This window comes from Thetidibacter halocola, from assembly GCF_018224955.1.
Taxonomy (GTDB): domain Bacteria; phylum Pseudomonadota; class Alphaproteobacteria; order Rhodobacterales; family Rhodobacteraceae; genus Thetidibacter; species Thetidibacter halocola.
In genome coordinates this window covers 200035-221828 of sequence record NZ_JAGTUU010000004.1, presented here as the reverse complement: position 1 = coordinate 221828, position 21794 = coordinate 200035, and the positions used below count along the sequence as shown (strand labels likewise).

General features: G+C 67.2%; 18 protein-coding genes. 10 read left to right on the top strand and 8 right to left on the bottom strand.

Annotated elements, in window-relative coordinates:
- Positions 1 to 232 precede the first annotated feature (232 nt).
- The 4 genes from KB874_RS10970 to KB874_RS10955 all read left to right on the top strand — a co-directional run bounded on the left by KB874_RS10970 (position 233) and on the right by KB874_RS10955 (position 4136).
- Complete coding sequence (locus KB874_RS10970; RefSeq protein ID WP_428849246.1) at positions 233 to 952, top strand: helix-turn-helix transcriptional regulator; 720 nt, start codon at positions 233 to 235, stop codon at positions 950 to 952.
- A gap of 106 nt (positions 953 to 1058) precedes the next feature.
- On the top strand, positions 1059 to 1706 hold the full coding sequence (locus tag KB874_RS10965; protein WP_212536624.1) for an acyl-homoserine-lactone synthase: 648 nt from the start codon (positions 1059 to 1061) through the stop codon (positions 1704 to 1706).
- Positions 1707 to 1887: 181 nt separating this feature from the next.
- Positions 1888 to 3414, top strand: a complete 1527-nt coding sequence (locus tag KB874_RS10960; protein WP_212536623.1) for an ATP-dependent DNA helicase — start codon at positions 1888 to 1890, stop codon at positions 3412 to 3414.
- Positions 3411 to 4136 (top strand): SDR family oxidoreductase, encoded by a 726-nt coding sequence (locus KB874_RS10955; protein WP_212536622.1) that lies wholly within the window; start codon positions 3411 to 3413, stop codon positions 4134 to 4136. Before KB874_RS10960 ends, KB874_RS10955 begins: the two co-directional genes overlap by 4 nt.
- A 6-nt stretch (positions 4137 to 4142) precedes the next feature.
- Here KB874_RS10955 and KB874_RS10950 read toward each other — a convergent pair whose 3' ends face one another.
- The gene (locus KB874_RS10950) at positions 4143 to 5183 is read right to left on the bottom strand and encodes an aldo/keto reductase (protein ID WP_212536621.1); all 1041 of its coding nucleotides are present in this window, start codon (positions 5181 to 5183) and stop codon (positions 4143 to 4145) included.
- Positions 5184 to 5292: 109 nt separating this feature from the next.
- On the opposite strand from KB874_RS10950, the gene KB874_RS10945 reads away from it, so the two are divergent.
- Positions 5293 to 5922 (top strand): ImuA family protein, encoded by a 630-nt coding sequence (locus tag KB874_RS10945; protein ID WP_212536620.1) that lies wholly within the window; start codon positions 5293 to 5295, stop codon positions 5920 to 5922.
- Between the two features lie 9 nt (positions 5923 to 5931).
- Here the strand turns inward: KB874_RS10945 and KB874_RS10940 are convergent, their stop codons facing one another.
- The 4 genes from KB874_RS10940 to KB874_RS10925 form a co-directional block, all read right to left on the bottom strand.
- Positions 5932 to 7161, bottom strand: coding sequence for an MFS transporter (locus tag KB874_RS10940; RefSeq protein ID WP_212536619.1), 1230 nt, complete (start codon positions 7159 to 7161; stop codon positions 5932 to 5934).
- Between the two features lie 76 nt (positions 7162 to 7237).
- Entirely contained in the window at positions 7238 to 8698 is a 1461-nt protein-coding gene (locus KB874_RS10935; protein WP_212536618.1) for a calcium-binding protein, read from the bottom strand.
- Between the two features lie 27 nt (positions 8699 to 8725).
- Entirely contained in the window at positions 8726 to 10282 is a 1557-nt protein-coding gene (locus KB874_RS23150; RefSeq protein WP_212536617.1) for a calcium-binding protein, read from the bottom strand.
- Positions 10283 to 10467: 185 nt separating this feature from the next.
- Entirely contained in the window at positions 10468 to 12114 is a 1647-nt protein-coding gene (locus KB874_RS10925; protein ID WP_212536616.1) for a calcium-binding protein, read from the bottom strand.
- A 263-nt stretch (positions 12115 to 12377) separates the two neighbouring features.
- On the opposite strand from KB874_RS10925, the gene metG reads away from it, so the two are divergent.
- Positions 12378 to 14087, top strand: coding sequence for a methionine--tRNA ligase (metG, locus tag KB874_RS10920; protein WP_212536615.1), 1710 nt, complete (start codon positions 12378 to 12380; stop codon positions 14085 to 14087).
- A 305-nt stretch (positions 14088 to 14392) separates the two neighbouring features.
- Here the strand turns inward: metG and KB874_RS10915 are convergent, their stop codons facing one another.
- Positions 14393 to 15250: a helix-turn-helix domain-containing protein gene (locus KB874_RS10915; RefSeq protein WP_212536614.1), complete on the bottom strand. Its 858-nt coding sequence runs from the start codon at positions 15248 to 15250 to the stop codon at positions 14393 to 14395.
- A 98-nt stretch (positions 15251 to 15348) separates the two neighbouring features.
- Between KB874_RS10915 and KB874_RS10910 the strand changes: the two genes are divergently transcribed.
- Positions 15349 to 16263, top strand: coding sequence for a fatty acid desaturase (locus KB874_RS10910; protein WP_212536613.1), 915 nt, complete (start codon positions 15349 to 15351; stop codon positions 16261 to 16263).
- Positions 16264 to 16386: 123 nt separating this feature from the next.
- Positions 16387 to 17286, top strand: coding sequence for a DMT family transporter (locus KB874_RS10905; RefSeq protein ID WP_212536612.1), 900 nt, complete (start codon positions 16387 to 16389; stop codon positions 17284 to 17286).
- A gap of 24 nt (positions 17287 to 17310) precedes the next feature.
- Here KB874_RS10905 and KB874_RS10900 read toward each other — a convergent pair whose 3' ends face one another.
- Positions 17311 to 17727: a (R)-mandelonitrile lyase gene (locus KB874_RS10900; protein WP_212536611.1), complete on the bottom strand. Its 417-nt coding sequence runs from the start codon at positions 17725 to 17727 to the stop codon at positions 17311 to 17313.
- A gap of 158 nt (positions 17728 to 17885) precedes the next feature.
- Here KB874_RS10900 and KB874_RS10895 point away from each other — a divergent pair, with 158 nt between their 5' ends.
- Complete coding sequence (locus tag KB874_RS10895; RefSeq protein WP_212536610.1) at positions 17886 to 19844, top strand: bifunctional 2',3'-cyclic-nucleotide 2'-phosphodiesterase/3'-nucleotidase; 1959 nt, start codon at positions 17886 to 17888, stop codon at positions 19842 to 19844.
- A 124-nt stretch (positions 19845 to 19968) separates the two neighbouring features.
- Positions 19969 to 20772 (top strand): lipid II flippase family protein, encoded by an 804-nt coding sequence (locus KB874_RS10890; RefSeq protein ID WP_212536609.1) that lies wholly within the window; start codon positions 19969 to 19971, stop codon positions 20770 to 20772.
- An 18-nt stretch (positions 20773 to 20790) separates the two neighbouring features.
- Here KB874_RS10890 and KB874_RS10885 read toward each other — a convergent pair whose 3' ends face one another.
- Positions 20791 to 21762 (bottom strand): MBL fold metallo-hydrolase, encoded by a 972-nt coding sequence (locus tag KB874_RS10885; protein ID WP_212536608.1) that lies wholly within the window; start codon positions 21760 to 21762, stop codon positions 20791 to 20793.
- Positions 21763 to 21794: the final 32 nt, after the last annotated feature.

Genomic DNA, 21794 nt, shown 5'->3' with positions numbered 1-21794 from the left:
ACGTGAATATCGGAGCCTCATCGATGCGTGCTAGAGTTGTTTTAACGATGCATTAACCACTCTTAAGCGAGGTTGACGATGGGACATGACTGGATACTGGACGTACTGGCCGACCTGCAGACCTTCGCGCGTGCCAACGGGATGCCGACCCTGGCCGCGCAGCTGAGCGACGCGTCCTTCGTCGCGCGGGCGGAAATCGCGTCCAAGGCCGAGGGTGACGGTTTTGGGATATTTGGCGCAGGCGCCGCAGCTGGACGGGCTGATCGAACATTTGGAATCCGCTGAGGGGCTGGGCGACCTGCAAGCCGCCATCACCGGATTGCGTGACCAGTATGGCGTGAACCACATCGTCTATCACTGGGTCAACGCCGCCGGGGATCAATACGGATGCGGCACCTACGACCAGGTCTGGGTCGATCGCTATCTCGAAAAGGGATACCTGCGCATCGATCCGGTCATCCAGGGCTGTTACCAGCGCTTTCACCCGGTTGACTGGAAACGCCTCGACTGGAGCAGCAAGGCCGCGCGGGCCTTCTTGCAGGACGCGATCGACCACGGGGTCGGGAACCAGGGGTTTTCGATTCCGATCCGGGGGCCGAACGGGCAGTTCGCACTGTTCACGGTCAGCCACAACGCCACCGACGAGGAATGGGAGGACTTTGCCGAAGCCAATCGCCGCGACCTGATCCTCGTGGCGCACTACTTCAACCAGAAGGCGCTAGAACTGGAACCGGGGCGCAAACCCGAAACGGCCCAGTCGCTTTCCCCGCGAGAGATCGAGGCGATGACGCTGCTGGCCATCGGCTACAGCAGGGCCCAGGCGGCAGAGACGCTGGCGATCTCGGAACACACGCTGCGGGTCTATGTCGAAAGCGCGCGGTTCAAGCTGGGAGCGCTGAACACCACCCACGCCGTCGCCCGGGCGATCAGCCGGGGGCTGGTCGTGGTGTAAATTCGGTAAACGTGTTCTGAACGGGTCGCGCGACCCGCGCAGAACGCGTTAACCGTCGTGGCGTCACCTTGAGTGCATCAAGACTTGCACACGAGGGATGACCACCATGATCCGCTTCATCTACGGCCACGACCTGCACAAGTTCCCCCGCCTTGCGGACTCGATGTTCCGCGACCGCGCCGACCAGTTCAAGACCCGCCTCGGCTGGGCCGTGACGGTGGACGCGCAGGGCTACGAGCGCGACGAATACGACGCCGAGAACCCGCTTTATGTCATCTGGGAAAACGCCGACGGCACGCATGGCGGCTCTATGCGGTTGCTGCCCACGACCGGGCGCACCATGGTGAACGACCATTTCATCCACCTGACCGACGGCGTGCGCATCCAGTCGCCTCTGATCTGGGAATGCACCCGCTTCTGCCTGTCCCGCGAAGCCAAGCCCGGCGTCGCCGCCGCACTGATGCTGGCGGGCGGCGAGGTGATGCGCCAGTTCGGGGTCGAGCATTATGTCGGCGTCTTCGATGCGCGCATGGTCCGCATCTACAACCGCATCGGCTCCTGCCCCGAGATCCTGGGAAGCCAGGGCGAAGGCCGCGAGCGGATCAGCGTCGGCCTGTGGGAATTCAATGCCGAGGCCCAGGCGCGTGTCGCCAAGGCCGCAGGCATCGCGGCTGAGATGTCGGCGCGCTGGTTCGCGCTGTCCTTTGACCGCACCCAGCCCTTCGCCGCCGCCCCCGAGGCCGTGGCCGCCTGAGCGCGTTTTCGGGTTTCGGGCCGCCTGCGCGGCCCGACCCGCGCGGCCCTGCCGGCCGCGGAAAAGGGCTCTGCCCCTCGCTTGGCCCGTCAGCCAATTCACTCCCCGGGACATTTTCGGTCAGAAGAAACAGATCCTGTTTGCGCTGGAAGCTCGTCGGTCGCGCGTCTAGTCTGCGCGCATGAACGCGCCCGCCCTGACATTCTCCGACGACCAGGCCACCGCCTATGACACGGTGGCCGAGCTGTTGCGCGGTGCGGGTGTCGACCTTGAAGAGGGCCTGTGCCTGCCTGCCTCCGAGGGCGTAAGCCGCGTGATGGCGCTGATGGGCAAGGCCGGATCGGGCAAGACCATGCTTCTGGCGGCGCTATACAAGGCGCTGGAGGAAGCGGGGGTCGAGACCGTCTCGGGAGATTACGAAAGCCGCAGGCGGCGCGAGAGGCGGACGCTGGCGATCCTTGCGCCGACGAACAAGGCGGCCTCTGTGCTGCGGCTGCGCGGCGTGCCGGCGACCACGATCCACCGCATCCTTTATACCCCGGTCTACGATCCGCAATATGAGCGCATCGCCGAATGGCTGATGGGCAACGATGAGAGACCCGAGATCGAGGGGCTGACCGACGAGGCGCTGGCCCGCGCGCAGGCAAGCTTCGAGCTGCACAAGTCGGTCCCGGCGGCGCTGGCGGCGGCAGGTCTGCGCGGCAGCGACTTCATCACCGGCTGGAAGCGGCGGGAAGAGCCCTTGGACATCGGCTTTGTCGACGAGGCGTCGATGCTGGACGACCGCCAGTATGACGACCTGCGCGAGATCTTTCCGACGCTGGTCCTGTTCGGCGATCCGGCGCAGCTTGCGCCAGTGAACCAGTCGGGCCAGATGGTGTTCGACCGGATGAAGGAGGGCGAGCGGCGCGAATTGCATCGCATCCACCGACAAGCCGCGGACAACCCGATTCTCGACCTCGCCCACGCGCTGGCCGACCCGTCGCTGGGCTTCGAGGAATTCGAGCGCATGGTCGAGGATCGCGCGCGCCAGGACGACCGCGTGGTCTGGGCGCAGCGGGTCGAGGTCGACCTGATGGCGCGCTCGCCGGTCCTGGTCTGGCGCAATGCCACGCGAATCCGGCTGATTCAGGCCTTTCGGGCCGTGCACAGCGCGCCCGAGGACGCGCTTCTGCCCGGAGAGCCGCTGATCTGCGACGGGATCGAACTGCCGCTAAAGCACCGCAAGAAGCGGCTCGACCTCGAGGCGCGCGGCCTCATCAAGGGGGCGCAGGTGGTCTACCTCGGTCCCGGGCGCAAGCCCGGGTTCTCACGGCTGTTCGTCATGGGCGCGCCGGAGCCGCAGGTTTCTGCCGCGTCCATCGTCAAGATCGAGAAACCCGACGAGGAAGAACCCTTCATCCCGTATGCCGCCCGCATGGGGGCGACGTTCCTGCACGGCGCGGCGGTGACGATCCACAAGGCGCAAGGCAGCCAGTGGGAGGATGTGCAGGTCTTTGCCCCCGACCTTTACGCCGCCGCCCGCGCCGGGCGCAACGAGGCGGGCCAACCGCTTTGGAAACGGCTCGCCTACGTGGCGATCACCCGGGCGCAGACGCGGCTGCACTGGGTGGTGCGGAACCGGCTGTCGAAACCGACCGGCCCCCTGCGCATCGACGATCTGGGCGGCGTGCCGTCGCCGCTGTCGCTGGAAGGAGAGATGGAATGAACATCCTGATCACGGGCGCGTCCTCGGGCATCGGCCGGGCGGTCGCCGCGCATCTGCTGGACAAGGGCTGGGAGGTCGGGCTGCTGGCCCGCAGCCGTGACGCGCTGGAGGATCTTGCGAATGGGCGCGACAAGGCGCTTGTGCTAGAGGCCGACGTGACCGACCCGGCGGCGGTCGAGGCGGCCTTTGACGCCCATGTGGCGCGGTTCGGACGGATCGACGTGCTGTTCAACAACGCCGGCATCTTCGGCAAGGCCGCGCCCATCGACGAAATCGACCTCGACACCTGGCACCAGGTGGTTTCGGTCAACCTCAACGGCATGTTCTACTGCGCCCGCGCGGCGTTCGCCCGGATGCGGCGGCAGGCCCCGCAGGGCGGGCGGATCATCAACAACGGGTCGATCAGCGCGCATGTGCCGCGCGACGGCTCGGTCTGTTACACCACGACCAAGCACGCGATCACCGGCATGACGCGCACGCTCAGCCTCGATGGCCGGGCGTTCAACATCGCCTGCGGGCAGATCGACATCGGCAATGCCCGCACGCCGATGGTCGAGGACCAGATCTATCGCGCCAATGCCTCGGGCAAGAATCCCGATGCCACGATGGACGTCAGGAACGTGGCCGAGGCCGTCGAGTTCATGGCGACCCGTGACCTCGAGGCCAACGTGCAGTTCATGACCGTCATGGCGACGACCATGCCCTACATCGGACGGGGCTGAACCGCCTCAGTAGGGCATCGGATGCGCCTTGTGCGCGTCGTCGATGTCCTTGAGCAGGTCCTCGGTCAGGGTGACGTCCACCGCGCCCAGCAGGTGCTCCAACTGCGCCAGCGTCGTCGCGCCGAAGATCGAAGAGGCAACGAAAGGCCGGCGCGCCGACCACGCCAGCGCCATATGCACCGGGTCGAGCCCGTGCTTGGCCGCCACGCCCAGGTAGGCGTCGACCGCCGGGAACACGCGCTCGGTCTTGCGGCCGCCCATCGTGTCGTTGAGCGACATGCGCGAGCCTTCGGGCACCGCATCGCCTTGGTATTTCCCCGTCAGAAACCCCGCACCCAGCGGCGAGAAGGGCAGCAGGCCCACATCCTCGTTCACCATCATCTCGGCCAGGTCGGTATCGGCCAGGCGGCAGAGCAGCGAGTATTCGTTCTGGATCGAGGCGACGCGCGGTCCGCCCGTTTCCGCGGCAAGGCGCAGCCATTCCATCGTCCCCCAGGCGGATTCGTTCGACAGGCCGAAGGCGCGGATCGTGCCGCGTTCGACCTCGCGGCTCAGCGCGCCCAGGCAGTCGGCCATGTTCTGGCGCACTGCCGCCGGGTCCTGCCCGGACGGGTCGTAGCGCCAGTTCTTGCGGAACATGTAGCTGCCGCGGTTCGGCCAGTGGAACTGGTACAGGTCGATCGTCTCGGTCCTGAGCCGCTTCAGCGAGCCCTCGACGGTGCCGGGGATGCTTTCGGCGGTGATTGGCGCGCCGTCGCGGGCGAAACTGCCCTCGCCGGAATGCTTGGTGGCAAGGATCCAGTCGCCCCGGCGCCCTGTGCGGGCGAACCAGTCGCCCAGGATCGTCTCGCTCAGGCCGATGGTTTCCTTGCGGATTGGGTTCACCGGATACATCTCGGCGCAATCCATGAAATTGATGCCCGCCTCAAAGGCCCGCTCGATCTGGGCGTGGGCGTCCTCAGGTGGGGTCTGGTTGCCGAAGGTCATGGTGCCGAGGCACAGTTCCGAGACGGTGATGCCGGTGCGGCCGAGAGGGTTCATGCGCATGGTGGGGCCTGTCCTGTCGCTTGCGGTCCGGGTTCTCTTGCCCCGTCGGGGCCGGGATGGCAAGGGCAGGGGGCTTGAGAACATAAAGGGAACATTTTAACCTGCCTGCATGAGTCGCCCCGATCCCCGCCTTGGCCGTCACCACCACGCGCCGCCGCCCGCGCTGACCCTCTGGCACGAGGTTGCGCTGCCGCTGGCGCGCGCGCACGAGATCTGCGGACGGGCGCGGCGCACGCTGGCGCTGCACCTGGCGGGGGCCGGGGCAGGGGGCGGGCCGGTGCTGTGGATCGCGCCGCGGCACGGGGCGGATGCGCTGAACCCCGAGGGCGTGGTGGGCTTGATGCCGCCGCAGGACATCCTGTTCGTCGCGGCAACCCGCCCCGAAGATGTGCTCTGGACCGCCGAGGAGGCGCTGCGGAGCGGTGTCGTGCCGGTGGTGGTGGCGGATCTGCCGGGCCCGCCGGGCATGGTGCCGGTGCGGCGCCTGCACCTTGCGGCCGAGGCCGGGCTGACCGAGGGGCGCTGCCGCCCGCTCTGCCTGCTGCTGACGCCGGGCGAGGGCGGCGCGCCTGGAATCGAGACGCGCTGGCGGATGGAGCCCGCGCATGGCCCGGGACGGACGCGCTGGCGGGTCGAGCGGCTGCGCGCCCGCATGGCGCCGCCGCGCGGCTGGTGGCTGGAACAGGGACGGCTGGAGCCGGGCGCGGGCCTGACCGACGAGGCCGTGCAGGCGGGGTAGACCCGCGCCCTACGGCTCGTCCCGGTCGCGGAACCGGCTCATCAGCCGGCCGACGATGAAGCTGGTGCGTGGTGCGTAGACATAGGGCGTGCGTTCGGACGCCGAGGGGCGCATCCGCATCCGCACCAGGCCGAACAGGATCAGCGCGACATGCCCCGCCCCGATCATCGCGAACAGCGCCGGCGGCCCATAGGCGTCGATCAGCAGCGATGCGATCCAGGGCGCAGCGATGGCGCCCACCGCGTACCAGAACATCAGCGCAGCCGACAGCGCCACGCGTTCGGAGGTTTCGGCGAAGTCATGCGCGTGGGCGGCGGAAATCGAGTAGATCGGAAAGGTCGTCAGCCCGAAGAACGCCGCCAGCGCCATGATCCCGGTCGTCGACAGGCCGCTGGCCAGCCCGGTCGCAAGGCAACTGACGATCGCCGCCACCGACAGCCAGATCAGCACCAGCCGCCGGTCGAACCGGTCGGCCAGCCACCCGACGGGCAACTGGCTGACCGCCCCGCCCGCCACGTAGGCCGCCAGGAACAGCGCGATTTGCGACACTTCCAGCCCGACCTCGGTGCCATAGACCGGCCCCACCATGCGGAACGACGCGCCCGATAGGGCCGAGACCAGAACCCCCGCCACCGCCAGCGGCGACATGCGCCAGGCCAGGCGCGGCTCCAGCCGGGGGGCGTCCGGCACCTCGGGCGGGGTGATCCGCGTCAGCGTCAGCGGCAACAGCGCCGCGCAGCAGACCAGCGCCAGCGCCGTGTATGAGGCATAATGCGCGGGTTCCAGCACGCCGATCACAAGCTGCGCCACCAGCGAGGCCGAGATGTCGGCGACCCGGTAGGCGCCCATCGCCCGGCCGCGCGTCTGGTTCGTGACCTTGGCCTGTAACCAGGCCTCGATCACCGTGTAGCAGCCGGCGATGCAGACCCCTTGCATCATCCGCAGCCCGGCCCAGGCATAGGGGTCGGCGATCAGGATATGCCCGAGGATGCCCATGGTTCCCAGCGCGGTAAAGGCGGCAAAGGCGCGCGACGGCCCGACCGACCCCATCAGCCGCGGCGCCCACCAGCAGCCCAGGAAGAACCCCAGGAAATGCCCCGAACCCAGCAGGCCGATCTCAGCCGTGGTAAACCCCAGCGCGAAACCGGACAGCGCGTCGAGCGGCCCGACCCCGCCCGACGAAAGTTGCAGCAGGATCACCGAGACGAAGAGCGAGGCGAAGGAGACGACCAGCGACATGCCCCGGGATTAGCCCGTGCCGCGCGTCCTGCCTAGCCCCGGAAGCGACGGCCCGGGTCGTTTCCCGGGCCAAATCTCAAAAGATGAAGTCCGTCGCATCCAGCTGCGCCAGCGCGAACCCATCCAGCGTGATCGTGCCGGCTATGCCCAGTGCTGCGAGGTTGATGACCGTCTGCGTCGCATCGCCTGTGATCGCGCCTGCGCCGGTCAGGGTTGCAAAATCGGCAATCCCGAAGGTCGACAGGTCCAGCCGGTCGGCGTTGTTCTGCAAGTCCGTGATCACGTCGTCACCCATGCCGCGCCGGAAGACAAAGATGTCGTTGCCGCCGCCTGAAGTCATCGTGTCGTCGCCTGCGCCGCCATCCAGCCTGTCCCAGCCAGCGCCATTGGAGGTGTCGATCACGTCGTCGCCACGCCCGCCAAAGATCGTGTCGCCGCCACCCGCTCCGGTGCGGATCGTGTCGTCGCCGTCGCCGCCGTGGATGGTATCCCGGCCAAAGCTGTCGCTGATATCGTCATTCCCATCGCCGCCGAACATCAGGTCGTTGCCCGCGTTGCCGCGCAGCGTGTCATCGCCCGCGCCGCCATGGACCAAGTCGTTTCCGTCACCGCCCTCGATCTGATCGTTGCCCGCGCCTCCATAGATGACATCGTCTCCCGCGCCGCCGCTCAGCGTGTCGTCTCCGCCGCGTCCCGCGAGGAAGTCGTTGCCCTCTTCACCAAAGAACTGGTCCTCCGCCGCCGCGCCGCGCAGGAAGTCGAACCCCGTCCCTCCTTGCACGCTTCCGACGACAAGCCCTGCGCCGCTTGCATCAAAGCGATCGTCGCCCCCGCCCAGCAGGACGTTTCCGATCACTGTCCCGGTGTTGGTCACGTGGTCCCCCGAAGCACCGCCCAGGATGGCATTCCGGCCCGCCTCGATCGTGCCGGAGTTGGACAGCCGCAGGCTCTCGGGCGTCTCGCCGCCCGGGATCGCCGAACCGTCTATGCCGTCCTGCCGCCCGCTGATCGTGCCCGAGTTGAACACCTGCGAGCTTCGCTCGAGCCGGATCACCGCGCCGATCAGCGCGGTCATCTGGCCGCTGTTCGAAACAAAGGCATCCAGCCCCTCCATGCGGAGGGCGGCGACCGGAAGGGTCGTGGGCGAATTGTACAGGCCGGTCAGCGTGCCGGTGTTGATGAACCGGCTGTTTTCGCCGGCCAGCCTGGGCGCTCCTCCGCTGATCGTGCCATGGTTGGTCAAGACGCTGTGGGCACCTTCACAGACCACTGAGAGGAACACGCCAGGTGTCGCGATCTGCCCGGTCTGCCCGACGACGATTGAAACGTTTGGCACGGAATACGTTGTGATCGCGTTGCCCCCCGTGGCGGCGAGGGTGCCGTTGACATGGATCATCGGGGCGCCGTTCGTGCTTGGCGTGACCCAGATCGGGGCGTTCGAAAAATGATGAAGGACACCTTCCAGAAGAAAGTACTCATCTGCCGCGGACAGGGTGATCCGTTCGTTCGTTATGGTGCTGACAACAATAACCGCCATGCTCTGTTCCTTTCCGAGACCCGCTCGTCAAAAGATGAAATCCGCCGCGTTCATCAGCGCGGCGTCGAACCCGTCCAGCGTGATCGTCCCGGCGATGCCGAGGGCGGCAAAGCTGATCACCGTCTGCGTGGCGTCGCCAGAGATCGCCCCCGCGCCGCTCAGGACCGCGAAATTGGCGATGCCCAGCGCCGAAAGGTCCAGCCGGTCGGTGTCGTTGGCGAAATCGGTGATCACGTCATTGCCCATGTTCCGGCGGAACAGGAAGGTGTCGGTGCCGCCGCCGCTGGTCATCGTGTCGTCACCCGCGCCGCCGTCGATCACGTCCCAGCCGACGCCGTTGCTGGAATCGATCACGTCGTCGCCGCGCCCGCCGAACAGCGCATCGCCGCCGCCGGCACCGGCAAGGATCGTGTCGTCTCCATCGCCGCCGAACACCCGGTCTCGCCCAATGCCCGCCTCGATCCGGTCGTTGCCCGCGCCGCCCGAAAGCGTGTCGTCGCCAGCCCCGCCCAGCAAGGTGTCGTCATCGGCATCGCCGAACAGCGCGTCGTTGCCATCGCCGCCGTCGATCCCGTCCGCCCCGCCGCCGCCCGAGATCGCGTCGTTGCCGAGGCCGCCGTTCAGCGCGTCGCTGCCCTCGCCGCCGAACAGCGTGTCGTCGCCATCATCGCCCGACAGCGTGTCTGCCCCGTCGCCCCCCGACAGCCAGTCGTTGCCGATGCCACCCAGCAGCCGGTCGTCTCCCGTCCCGCCATGCGCCGTGTCGGTCCCGTCGCCGCCCGACAGGCTGTCGTTGCCGTCGCCGCCCCAGAGGATGTCGTTGCCCGCTCCTCCCTCCAGCGTGTCGTCGCCGCCGCGTCCCGACAGGCTGTCGTTGTTCGCGCCGCCCAGGAACAGGTCTTCGCCCGATCCGCCCAGCAGCGTGTCGTTGCCCACGCCGCCATCCACTGTGCCATGGACCACTCCGGCCCCCGTCGCCGTGTAGCGATCATTGCCGCCGTTCAGCAGCACCGCACCGGTGATCGTGCCCGAGTTGAGCACGATGTCCCCGTCCAGCCCGCCCGTGATGGCGTTGCGGCCCGCCACGATGACGCCGGTATTGGTCAGCCGCAGGATCGAGTCGCCGATGATGTCGAAGATGCCAGAGCCGTCGATGGCATCCTGCCGTCCGCTGATCGTGCCGGTGTTGATCACCTCCGAGGCTTCCGCCAGCCTTATCGCCGCCTGCGAGGCGCTGGTTATCACGCCGGTGTTCTGGACGAAGGCGTTCTTCCCCGTCATGAGCAGGGCGGCAACGTCATCGGTGCCTGAACCGATTGTGCTGACTGCAAAGGTTCCGCTCAGCGTTCCGTTGTTGATGAACCGGTTGTTGTCCCCGCTCAGGTCGGTCGTTCCGCCAACAATCGTTCCGTGGTTGGTCAATGTCGTGTTGGTGCCGGCCCGGTAGATCGGAAAGCTGGTATCTGGTGACCGGATTGAGCCGGTCGGGCCCACGAAGATGGTGATATTGGGCTGAAAGTTCAGCCACAGGGCCCAGGTAGCGAACGCAGCCAGCGTGCCGTAGACGTCGATGCCGATCGGCAAGGTGCCTGTTCCGGCGACGGTAACCGTGCCTCCGTTGCGAGCGTGGAGGACACCTTCGAGAAGATGATATCCTTCGTCCGCCGCCAGTATTATCTGAGTTGTAGTCTGGGTTGAAATGATGAATGTCGCCATGCCCTAGATCCATTTGATGGAAGTCTGATTATTTGCCTGCGAGACTGCTCTCGTCAGAAGATGAAATCCGCCGCGTTCATCAGTGCCCGGTCGAACCCGTCCAGCGTGATCGTGCCGTCGATCCCCAGCGCGGCGAAGTTGATCACCGTCTGCGTGGCGTCGCCAGAGATCGCCCCCGCGCCGGTCAGCACCGCGTAGCTGGCGATCCCCAGCGCCGAGATGTCCAGCCGGTCGAAATTGTTGGCGAAGTCGGTGATCACGTCGTGACCCATGCCGCGCCGGAAGACGAAGACATCGTTGCCGCCCCCGCTGGTCATCGTGTCGTCGCCCGCGCCGCCCTCCAGCCTGTCCCAGCCGGCCCCGTTGCTGGTGTCCAGCACGTCGTCGCCACGCCCGCCGAACAGCGTGTCTCCGCCTCCCGCGCCGGCGGTCATCGTGTCGTCGCCGTCGCCGCCCCACAGCGTGTCGCGCCCGGTGCCCGCCTCGATCAGGTCGTCGCCGCCGCCGCCGCGCAGCGCATCGTCCCCGTTGCCACCGCGCACCGTGTCGTTATCCGCGCCCCCGTGGACATTGTCGTTGCCGTCCCCGCCCTCGACAATGTCCTCGCCCGCGCCGCCGTAGATCGCGTCATCGCCGGCCCCGCCGTTCAGCGTGTCGTCGCCGCCGCGACCCGAGAGGAAGTCACTGTCGTCCTCGCCGAAGAAGCTGTCGTCTGCAGCCGACCCGCGCAGGAAATCGAACCCGAGTCCCCCGAACACACTGCCGACCACCAGACCGCCGCCGCTGGCGTCGTAGCGGTCGTCGCCCGCCCCAAGATCGACGGTCCCGTCGATCTGGCCGCTGTTGGTCACGACGTCGGTCCCTTCCGCCAGCCGGATCGTGCCCAGGATATGGCCCGCGTTGACCACCGTCTCGGCCCCGAGGCCGCCGCGCACCGCCAGCCCCGGTGCCGCGATGGTGCCGCCCGCCATGTTGTCGAGCCGCCCCGACTGAATCGCCGTGGTGCTCAGCAGCACGGCTGCATGGGTTTCGCCCATGGAGCCGGTCTGGATCACCCCGCTGTTGATGATCCGGTTGGCGTCTCCCAGCATCCCGACACCGAAGCTTTCTTCGTTGGGCGAAGTGATGGACCCGCTGTTCGACACGAAGCTGTTGCTGCCACGGATCGACACACCCGTGTTGCCGAAGGCGCCCAGTATGGTGCTCGCGCCCCCGGGGCTGTCAGACGCGGCAATGGTGCCGGAGTTGCTCACACGCACCGAGTCGGCGACCATCAGCACACCGTGGTTTCGCACGGCCATGGTGCCGCTGTTCGACACCGTCAGGTCGGCGCGGGCGGTCTCGAAAAAGCCGGAAACGACACCGTTTCTGGCCGAGATCGACCCGGCATTCGTGACGGAACCGTTGTTCAGGGCCAGGACGATTGCCGCGTTGTCGGACGATGTCACAACGCCGCTGCTGCCAACTGAAATGGCGCCGACCGTGTCGGTGCCGTTGAGCGTCCCCAGCCGGATCGCGGCGCCGAAGGCCGCAACATAGCCGTCGACCTGGATGACGTTGGCGAAACCGGTCGCTTCGACGGCATTGTCGCCCGAAGACAGCAATTGCCCGGTCCGCGCGACCAGAAGCGTATCGTTGCCATCCAGTGTCGCCGCGACACCGGAGACGTTGAGGGTGCTGGTGATGAAGGTCGTGGTCATGGGAAAAGGCTCCGGACTTGGCCGCCGTCAAGGGACGGGCGGACCGGGACGATGCAGTTACGGAAGATTTCTCTGATGAAAGCGGAAATGAAGACGATAGCCCCCGGCGCCAGGGGCCAATTCCCCTGACCGCTGGAAAATCATTTCTCCCGAAATCGATTTTCCGCAAGATTCGTTCTGCGGAAGGTGCGTTTTTCCTGACCTCTGGCCTAAGCCCGCGCGCTGCGATAAGTCGGCACAAAGTTCGACAAGGGACCAGACAGATGGCTCGGCACCTGATCACCTCGGCGATCCCCTACATCAACGGGATCAAGCACCTCGGCAACCTGGTGGGTTCGCAACTGCCGGCGGACCTCTATGCCCGCTACCTGCGCCAGCGCGGCCACGAAGTGCTGTTCCTCTGCGCCACTGACGAGCACGGCACACCCGCCGAACTGGCCGCCGCCAAGGCGGGCAAGCCGGTGGCCGAGTATTGCGCCGAAATGTGGGGCGTGCAGGCGAAACTGGCCGAAGGCTTTCGCCTGTCCTTCGACCATTTCGGGCGGTCGTCCTCGGAACAGAACAAGCGGCTGACCCAGCATTTCGCCAAGGTTCTGGATGACAATGGCCTGATCCGCGAAGTCTCTGAAAAACAAATGTATTCCCACGCGGACGGGCGTTTCCTGCCCGACCGCTACATCGAGGGCACCTGCCCGAATTGCGGCTTTGACTCTGCGCGCGGCGACCAGTGCGACAATTGCACGAAACAGCTCGACCCGGTCGACCTGATCAACCCGCATTCCACCATCTCCGGCTCCACCGACCTGGAAATGCGCGAGACCAAGCACCTCTACCTGCGCCAGTCCGTGATGAAGGACCAGATCGAGGAATGGATCGACACGCGCGAGGGCTGGCCGGTGCTGACCACCTCGATCGCCAAGAAATGGCTGAACGACGGGGACGGGTTGCAGGACCGCGGCATCACCCGCGACCTCGACTGGGGCGTGCCGGTGCAGAAGGGCGACGCGCCCTGGCCGGGGATGGAAGGCAAGGTCTTCTACGTCTGGTTCGACGCGCCCATCGAATACATCGCCTGTGCGCAGGAATGGGTTGACGCGGGCAAGGGCGACAACTGGGAACGCTGGTGGCGCACCGACAAGGGCGCCGCGGACGTCCGCTATACGCAGTTCATGGGCAAGGACAACGTGCCCTTCCACACCCTGTCCTTCCCCGTGACCATCCTCGGCTCGAACGAGCCGTGGAAGCTGGTCGACTACATCAAGTCCTTCAACTACCTCAATTATGACGGCGGCCAGTTCAGCACCTCGCGCGGGCGCGGCGTGTTCATGGACCAGGCCCTGGAGATCCTGCCAGCGGACTACTGGCGCTGGTGGCTGCTGTCCCACGCGCCGGAATCCTCGGACGCCGAATTCACCTGGGAGAATTTCCAGACCTCGGTGAACAAGGACCTGGCCGACGTGCTGGGCAACTTCGCCTCTCGCGTGACCAAGTTCTGCCGGTCCAAGTTCTCCGAGGCGGTGCCCGAGGGCGGCGCCTATGGCCCGCTTGAGGAAAAGTTCATCGCCGACCTGACCGCGAAGATCCGCGAATACGAGGCCCACATGGAGGCGATCGAGGTCCGCAAGGCCGCCGCCGCGCTGCGCGCCGCCTGGGTGCTTGGCAACGAATACCTGCAAGAGGCGGCGCCCTGGTCGACCTTCAAGACCGACCCGGACACGGCGGCGATGCAGATCCGCCTCGGCCTGAACCTGATCGCGCTTTACGCCGTGATCTCGGAACCCTTCATCCCCGACGCCTGCGCCGACCTGCGGAGCTGCCTGAACGCGGGGGCCGACTGGCCCGACGACGTGCCTGCGGCGTTGGAACGGCTGGCGCCGGGCCATGCCTTCACGGTGCCCGAAGTGACCTTCCGCAAGATCACCGATGCAGAGCGCGAGGAATGGCAGGCGCGGTTTGCCGGGGTGCGGACCTGAACCATCCGAAGTCGCGCCGCACTCTGATGTCTCGGGCAATTCGAGATTGATGTTTGCCCGGGCGACCAGCCCGGGCCGCGCCCGTCCGGCGCGGGCGCGCGTTTCGGCCTGTAACTGTCCACCGGACAGTTCCCGTGACGGCCTCCACCCCTCCCCCCGGGAGGGCGCATTGGTGGTGTCATGCGACGCTCACGCGACATACGGAGCTGCGAAATAAACCGCTGACCACAAGCGTTCCGAAGCGCTCACCCACGGTCAGGCGCGGCCCTTCGCGCGCTTGGCTTGCGAAGGATTTTGGCAGCCCGTCATATCAGCGCGCGCAGCGTCTCCAGATGCGCGGGCAGGGCGCGGGCCGAGACGCTCGCCTCCTTCACCAGCTGGTCGAAATGGGCCGCGATGGCGTCGATCCGGACGCTGTCGCGGAACACCAGGTAGTTCCGCCCCAGATAGACCGCCGCCAGCAGCGGCCCGAACACCGTGACCGGCGCGGAATAGAGGCGGCGCGCGTCGAACAGGTAAACCCGGAGGCGAGGATAGAAATCCCCGGTCAGGTCGATCAGCCGGTCGATCTGCGCCCCGCGCACCTCGGGCGGCAATCCACGCCAGTATCCCTCGCCGCGCGCGAAACTCTCCAACTCGAAGACCGGCATGGCCATCTCGTATTGCGAGCGCGAGCCGCGCATCCAGTCCAGCCGCTGTTCCGCAAGGTCGATGGCCTGCGCCGAGGAACGGCCGAGGTGCGGCCCGTATTCCCAGTCGAGAACCGCGCGCGTCTTGAGCATGTCGGGCAGTGTCGCGGGCACGTGGCGGATGCGATAGCCCTCGGCCTCGCGGTGCCAGTCGACGATCTGCCGGTCGGCCATGGCGCGGTTGGCCTCTGTCATCGACAGGGCGTTGGCCACCAGGTCCTGCGCCCGTTCGGGCCGGTCCGACAGGCCTAGCAGCCAGTCGGTGGACACGCCCAGTGCCGCCGCGCAGGCGGCCACCAGGTGCGCCCCGGGCAGGCGCGCCCCTTCGTCGCGCAACAACTGCGACAGGGTCGAGCGATCCACCCCCGCCGCGCGGGCCAGTGCGGTGCGATTGCTTCCGGCCTTCGCCATGGCCTCGACCAGGCGGGTTCGGAACAGGGCGGCGCGGGCGGTCTTGTCGATATTCTGGCTCATGGCGTGATAATAATCACGTATAGGTGATTTTGTTAACAATATTCCGAATGCCGCACCTGTGGCCTGGCGCGCTATCAAGGAGGCATCCTTGCAGGGAGATGGATTTGAACGCGCATCGACGCAGGCCCTGGGCCATCGAGTGGCCGACGCTGGTCATGCTGGTGTCGTGCTACGCGCTCTGGGGCCTCGCAACGACGGCGGCTTCGGCTCTGTGGCTGCCGCTGGGCATGGTGCTGACCGCCATCGCTGCCGCGCTGCATTCCTCGCTGACCCACGAGGCGCTGCACGGCCATCCGTTCCGGTCGCGTTTCTGGAACGCCGCGCTGGTCTTTCCGGCGCTGTCGGTGGCGGTGCCCTATTTGCGGTTCAAGGACACCCACCTCGCGCATCACCACGATTCGATCCTGACCGATCCCTATGACGACCCGGAATCGAACTATCTCGATCCGGCAGTTTGGGGTCGCCTGCCGCGCTGGCGGCAGTGGCTGCTACGGACCAACAACACGCTCGCCGGGCGCATGGTCCTTGGTCCGGCCATCGGCACGTGGACCTTTGTCGCGGGCGACCTGAATGCCATCCGCGCGGGCGACCGGCGCGTCGCGCTGGGCTGGGCGCTGCACCTGCCTGCGCTGGCGCTGGTGGCGTGGTGGATCGGGACGGTCGGGCAGATGCCGGTCTGGGCCTGGCTGCTGGCCTCCTACGCAGGGCTGTCGCTGCTCAAGATCCGCACCTTCCTCGAACACCGCGCCCATCTCGAGGCGCGGGGACGCACCGTGGTGATCGAGGATCGCGGGCCACTGGCCTGGCTCTTTCTCAACAACAACCTTCACGCGGTGCATCACATGCACGCCGCCGTGCCGTGGTATCGCCTGCCCGCGCTCTACCGCCAGAACCGGGATCGTTACCTGCGCCGCAACGAGGGATACCGCTATCCGTCCTACGCCGAGGTCTTCCGGCGGCACCTGTGGCGGGCGAAAGACCCGGTGCCGCATCCGCTCTGGCCGCAGGGCTGACGGCGGGTGGGCAGGGGGCTCTGCCCCCGCCGCGCTTCGCGCGGCTCCCCCGGAGTTTTTCGGGCAAGATGAAGGGGCAGCGTTGCGCTTTACGGCATCCTCGGCACGGTATAGCGCGAGGCCATGGACCTCTGGATCGCCGCGACGCTTGCCGCCGCCTTCTTTCAGACGCTGCGCTTCATGCTGCAAAAGGTGCTAGCCGGCGGCCGCCTGTCGGCGACGGGCAGCACGTTCGCGCGCTTTGCCTATGCGCAACCCGGTGTCTGGGCGCTGCTGGTGGGATATCTGTGGTGGCGCGGCGCGGAGTTTCCGCCGCTGGCGCCGGCGTTCTGGCTCTGGGGGCTGGCGGGCGGGATCGGGCAGATCCTGGCGACGGTCTGCGTTGTGCTGCTGTTCTCGCAGCGCAACTTCGCCGTGGGCATCACGCTGAAGAAGACCGAGGTGATCCAGACCGCCCTGGTCGGCTGGCTTCTGCTGGGCGAGGCGGTCAGCCCGGGCGGCGGGGCGGCCATCGGCATCGGGCTGCTGGGCGTGCTGGCACTGTCGCAGACGCCGGGCGGCGTGCCGGGTTGGCGGGCGTTGCGCAGCCGGGCAGTGGGGCTGGGCCTGCTGTCGGGGCTGTTCTTTGCGTTGGCGGGCGTGGGCTATCGCGCGGCGACGCTGAGCGTGGGGTCCGACGACCCGCTGATGCGGGCGATCACGGCGCTGGCCTTTGTCACGCTGATGCAATGCCTGGTGATGCTGCCGTGGCTGGCCTGGCGCGAGCCGGGGCAACTGGCCGCGATCTGGCGAGCGCGGCGCGTGGCGGTCTGGCTGGGCGTTACCTCGCTCGCCGGCAGCCTGGGCTGGTTCACCGCGTTCACGCTGCAGACCGCGGCCTATGTCTATGCGCTGGGACAGGTGGAACTGCTGTTCTCGCTCCTGGCCTCGGTGCTGTTCTTTCGCGAAAGGGTCACGGCGCGCGAACTGGGCGGGATCGGCCTGCTGGGCCTGTCGATCCTGGTGCTGGTGCTGGTCGCCTGAGCGCGGCGCAACCGCCGCCCGGGGTCAGGCGCCCTGCGCCGCCCGTCGCCCGGCGTAATCCGCGTCCGAGACCTGTTCCAGCCAGTCTGCCGCCGAGCCGTCGACCGCCTCCTGGATCGCCAGGTGCGCCATGCCGACTTCCGGTGCCGCGCCGTGCCAGTGCTTCTCGCCGGGTGCGAAGCGGCAGGTGTCGCCGGGGCGCAGTTCCTCGACCGGGCCGCCGGCGCGCTGCGCCAGGCAAAGGCCCGACAGGATGTGGATCGTCTGGCCCAGCGGATGCATGTGCCAGGCGGTGCGTGCGCCGGGCTCGAACGTCACGATCACCGCGTTCACCCGGCTGGGATCCTGCGAGGACGCGATCGGGTCCATCCGGACGGCGCCGGTGAAATAGTCAGGGTTGGGGCGTTGGGAGGGGCGGCTGCCCGCGCGGTGAATCTCCATGACCGTTCCTTTGATGGTTCGAGGGCAGAGTGCCCTGCCTTGCGGTGGTATGCCAGCCCGGTCGGATAGGCTGGACCGACGGCCGCCTTCGGGTGCTACACTGTCGGCACACGCGTGAGGCGAGGGATTCGTTCGCCTTAGTCAGAAGGACACCTGCCATGCCCGATTTCCGTATCGACCGCCGCGCCTTCCTCGCCGGCACCGCCAGCCTGATCGCCCTGCACCCGTACTCGGCCCGCGCGGCCGCCGGCCAGGCGCATCTGCGCATCATGGAGACGACCGACCTGCACGTGCATGTCTTTCCCTACGATTATTACAGCGACAAGCCGGTGGACACGGTGGGCCTGGCCCGCACCGCCGCCCATGTCGCCGCCGTCAGGGCCGAGGCGACGAACACGCTGCTGCTGGACAATGGCGATTTCCTGCAGGGCAACCCGATGGGCGACTACATTGCCTACGAGCGCGGGATGAAGGAAGGCGACATGCATCCGGTCATCGCCGCGATGAACACGCTGGGCTTCGACGCCGCCACCATCGGCAACCACGAGTTCAACTACGGGCTGGATTTCCTGATGAAATCCGCCGGCGGGGCGCAATTCCCCATCGTGCTGGCCAACATCGCCAAGACCCAGGGCGCCAACCCGCGCGAGGACGAGACGCTGTTCAAGCCCTATGTCATCCTCGACCGGACGCTGACCGACGGCGACGGCAACAGCCACCCGATCCGCGTCGGCATCATCGGCTTTACGCCGCCGCAGGTGATGAACTGGGACCGCAAGCACCTCGAGGGCAACGTGACCGCCCGCGACATCGTCGAGACGGCGCAGGCCTATGTCCCCGAGATGCGCGAGCAGGGCGCCGAGATCATCATCGCGCTCAGCCATTCCGGCATCGGCTCGGCCCAGTACGAGGCGGGGATGGAGAATGCCAGTGTGCCGCTGGCGGCCGTGGACGGGATCGATGCGCTGATGACCGGGCATTCGCACCTCGTCTTCCCGTCCGAGACCTACAAGGATTACGCCGCCGTCGACATCGCCGCCGGCACGATCCACGGCAAGCCCGCCGTCATGGGCGGCTTCTGGGGCTCGCACCTTGGCGTGATCGACCTGCTGCTGGAGCGGGACGGCAACACCTGGCGTGTCGTGACGACCGAGTCGACCACCCGCCCCATCTCCAAGCGGAACGAGGACCGGTCCATCACCGCGCTGGTGGAAAGCGATGCCGCCGTGCTGGCCTCGGTGCAGAAGGAGCACGACGAGACGCTGGCCTATGTCCGCCGCGCCGTGGGCAAGACCGCCGCGCCGCTTTATTCTTATTTCGCGCTGGTGGCCGACGATCCCTCTGTCCAGATCGTGTCGAACGCGCAGACCTGGTACATCGCCCAGATGATGATGGGCACCCCGCACGAAGGGCTGCCGATCCTCTCGGCGGCGGCGCCCTTCAAGGCGGGTGGCCGGGGCGGGCCGGACTATTACACCGACGTGCCCGTTGGCGACGTGGCCATCAAGAACGTGGCCGACCTTTATCTTTACCCCAACACGGTGCGCGCGGTGCGCGTGACCGGCGCGCAGGTCAAGGACTGGCTGGAGCGCAGCGCGGGCATGTTCAACCAGGTCACGCCCGGCGAGGCCGACCAGGTCCTGCTGAACCCGGATTTCCCGTCCTACAATTTCGACGTGATCGATGGCGTGACCTACAGGATCGATCTCAGCCAGCCGTCGAGATTCGATGCCAAGGGCGGCCCGCTGAACCCCGACGCCAGCCGCATCGTCGACCTGCGCTATAACGGCGAGCCGATCGACCCGGCGGCCGAGTTCATCATTGCCACCAACAACTATCGCGCCAGCGGTGGCGGCAGCTTCCCCGGCACCGGCGACACCATCGTGTTTGAGGCGCCGGACACCAACCGCGACGTTATCGTGCGCTACATCGTCGAGCAGGGCACAATCGACCCCAAGGCCGACGCCAACTGGGGCTTTGCCTCGCTGCCCGGCACGTCGGTCCTGTTCGACACCGGGCCCAAGGCACGCGACTACATGGCCGACGTGCCAGGGTTGAGCATCGAGGAGGCGGGCGAGGGGCCGGACGGGTTCGTGCGGTTCCGCATCACGCTGTAAGTGTGGCGGGGGCGGCGCAGACCGGCGCCGCCCCCTTCGTCACTCTCGCGTGTCCCGTGTCGATTGTCGTGGCGCGCGCGCCGGGCGCGTGCCATGACCGCGCCGAAAAACAAGGGCGTCCGCTGTGGACCCGCAACTGACCGCCATCCTCGCGCTGACCTTCGTCATCCACCTGATCGGAACGCTGGCCTATGCGTTCCGCATCGCGGGGGTGCGCACAGGGCATATCGCGCTGGCCTTTTCGCTGTTCAACAGCCTTGTCCTGATCTCGCGCCTGTCCAATGCCTTCCAGGGGTCGCTGCTGGCCAAACGGGTCGAACTGGCGATTTCCGAGGCAACGACGCAGGCGTTGCGCCACGATTTCACGCTGATCCTGCTGTCGGCCTCGGCGGCCACGCTGCTGGGCGGGCTGCTGCTCCCGAGTTTCCAGCGCATGGCGACGCTGGCCGTGGCGCATTTCCATCGCCGCCGGTCGATGGCGCGGCTGATGCTGCGCACGCTGTCGCCCGCGGGCGCGGCGGCGGTCCTGCGCTCGGCAGCTTTGCCGGGTTATGCGACTCTGCGCGGGGCGTTCCGCGTGGCCGACCTGCCGATGATCGTGATCGGACTGAACTTTGCCGCTTCGGCGCTTTGGACGGTGGGCGTGTTGTCGTCGATCTATGCCGGCATCCTGACGCCCGAACTGCGCGTCACAGCGGCCTCGCTGTCGGCGCTGGTGAACGGGGCGGCGACCATCGTGATGTTCGTCATGATCGACCCCTACGTTGCCGCCGTCACAGACGATGCCGCCGCCGGGCGCACCAGCGACGGGCGCCTGCGGCGGCTGATCTTCTGGCTGGTTGCCGGCCGGCTTGCGGGCACGTTGGCCGCGCAGGCCCTTCTGGTGCCCGGGGCGATGGTCATCGCCTGGGTCGCCGCGGCGCTGTAACCCGCCGCGGCGCGCGTCTCACCACTGCCAGAGGGCCGGGACGAAACGATAGGCGTCACCGTCGCGCATGACATGGCCCACGCCCGGGAAGGGGAAGTGATAGCCCAGCACCGCCATCCGGTCGGTCGCTGCCATGTCCAGCAGGCGGCGGCGGGTGGCCACGGTCTGAGCGCCGTCCATGTCGAAATTGTTGAACCAGTCCGGCTGGGCAAAGTTCATGTAGGCATGGCTCATGGAATCGCCCAGCGCGATCAGCTGCTGGCCGTTCGATTCCACCACCACCGCCATGTGGCCTGGCGTGTGACCGGGTGTGTCGATCACTCGGATGCCCGGCGCGACCTCCTGCTCGTTCTCCAGCAGCGTCCACTCTCCGCCCTCGACATTCAGCGAGTTCACCGCGCCGACGACGAATTGCTGCATCTCGGTCGGCACGCTGGAGGCCAGCCCGTCCTGCATCCAGAAGGCGTGTTCGGCCCCGCCGATGAACAGCTGCGCGTCGGGCAGGATCGATTCGTCGAAATCGTCGCGGATGCCCCAGACATGGTCCGGGTGGGCATGGGTGATGACCACATGCGTGATCGAGGCCGGGTCGATTCCCGCCGCTTCCAGGTTGGTCAGCAATTCGCCCGCAGTCGGCATGAACCGGTTGCCCGATCCCACGTCGATCAGCACCTTGGCGTCGCCCAGCTCGATCACCAGGTGGTTGGTGTGCGAGTAATTCGTCTCGGTCGACAGGAAATACTGCGCCAGGAAGGCCTTGACCTCTTCGGGGTCGGCGTTGATTCCCAGCCCGTTCGCCGGGATTTCCAGCCGCCCGTCCGAGACGCAGGTCAGCGTCGCCTCGCCCAGGGTAAAGCGGAAATGCGTCGGGTTGCCGGCGGCGCCGGGGGCGCCCAGGACTTGCGCGCGGGCGGCCACGGGCAGCGTCAGCGCTGGCATGACGGCGGCCATGCGCAGGATGTCGCGGCGGCTGGGTCTGACGATGGACATGGGGCTCCTCCCTGACGGTCCCTGAATTCAAC

Excerpts from the sequence above, each read along its gene's own strand:
- KB874_RS10965 (WP_212536624.1), top strand. The coding sequence starts at position 1,059 with ATGATCCGCTTCATCTACGGCCACGACCTGCACAAGTTCCCCCGCCTT.
- KB874_RS10960 (WP_212536623.1), top strand. The coding sequence starts at position 1,888 with ATGAACGCGCCCGCCCTGACATTCTCCGACGACCAGGCCACCGCCTAT.
- KB874_RS10955 (WP_212536622.1), top strand. The coding sequence starts at position 3,411 with ATGAACATCCTGATCACGGGCGCGTCCTCGGGCATCGGCCGGGCGGTC.
- KB874_RS10950 (WP_212536621.1), bottom strand. The coding sequence starts at position 5,183 with ATGCGCATGAACCCTCTCGGCCGCACCGGCATCACCGTCTCGGAACTG.
- KB874_RS10945 (WP_212536620.1), top strand. The coding sequence starts at position 5,293 with ATGAGTCGCCCCGATCCCCGCCTTGGCCGTCACCACCACGCGCCGCCG.
- KB874_RS10940 (WP_212536619.1), bottom strand. The coding sequence starts at position 7,161 with ATGTCGCTGGTCGTCTCCTTCGCCTCGCTCTTCGTCTCGGTGATCCTG.
- KB874_RS10935 (WP_212536618.1), bottom strand. The coding sequence starts at position 8,698 with ATGGCGGTTATTGTTGTCAGCACCATAACGAACGAACGGATCACCCTG.
- KB874_RS10925 (WP_212536616.1), bottom strand. The coding sequence starts at position 12,114 with ATGACCACGACCTTCATCACCAGCACCCTCAACGTCTCCGGTGTCGCG.
- metG (WP_212536615.1), top strand. The coding sequence starts at position 12,378 with ATGGCTCGGCACCTGATCACCTCGGCGATCCCCTACATCAACGGGATC.
- KB874_RS10915 (WP_212536614.1), bottom strand. The coding sequence starts at position 15,250 with ATGAGCCAGAATATCGACAAGACCGCCCGCGCCGCCCTGTTCCGAACC.
- KB874_RS10910 (WP_212536613.1), top strand. The coding sequence starts at position 15,349 with ATGGATTTGAACGCGCATCGACGCAGGCCCTGGGCCATCGAGTGGCCG.
- KB874_RS10905 (WP_212536612.1), top strand. The coding sequence starts at position 16,387 with ATGGACCTCTGGATCGCCGCGACGCTTGCCGCCGCCTTCTTTCAGACG.
- KB874_RS10900 (WP_212536611.1), bottom strand. The coding sequence starts at position 17,727 with ATGGAGATTCACCGCGCGGGCAGCCGCCCCTCCCAACGCCCCAACCCT.
- KB874_RS10895 (WP_212536610.1), top strand. The coding sequence starts at position 17,886 with ATGCCCGATTTCCGTATCGACCGCCGCGCCTTCCTCGCCGGCACCGCC.
- KB874_RS10885 (WP_212536608.1), bottom strand. The coding sequence starts at position 21,762 with ATGTCCATCGTCAGACCCAGCCGCCGCGACATCCTGCGCATGGCCGCC.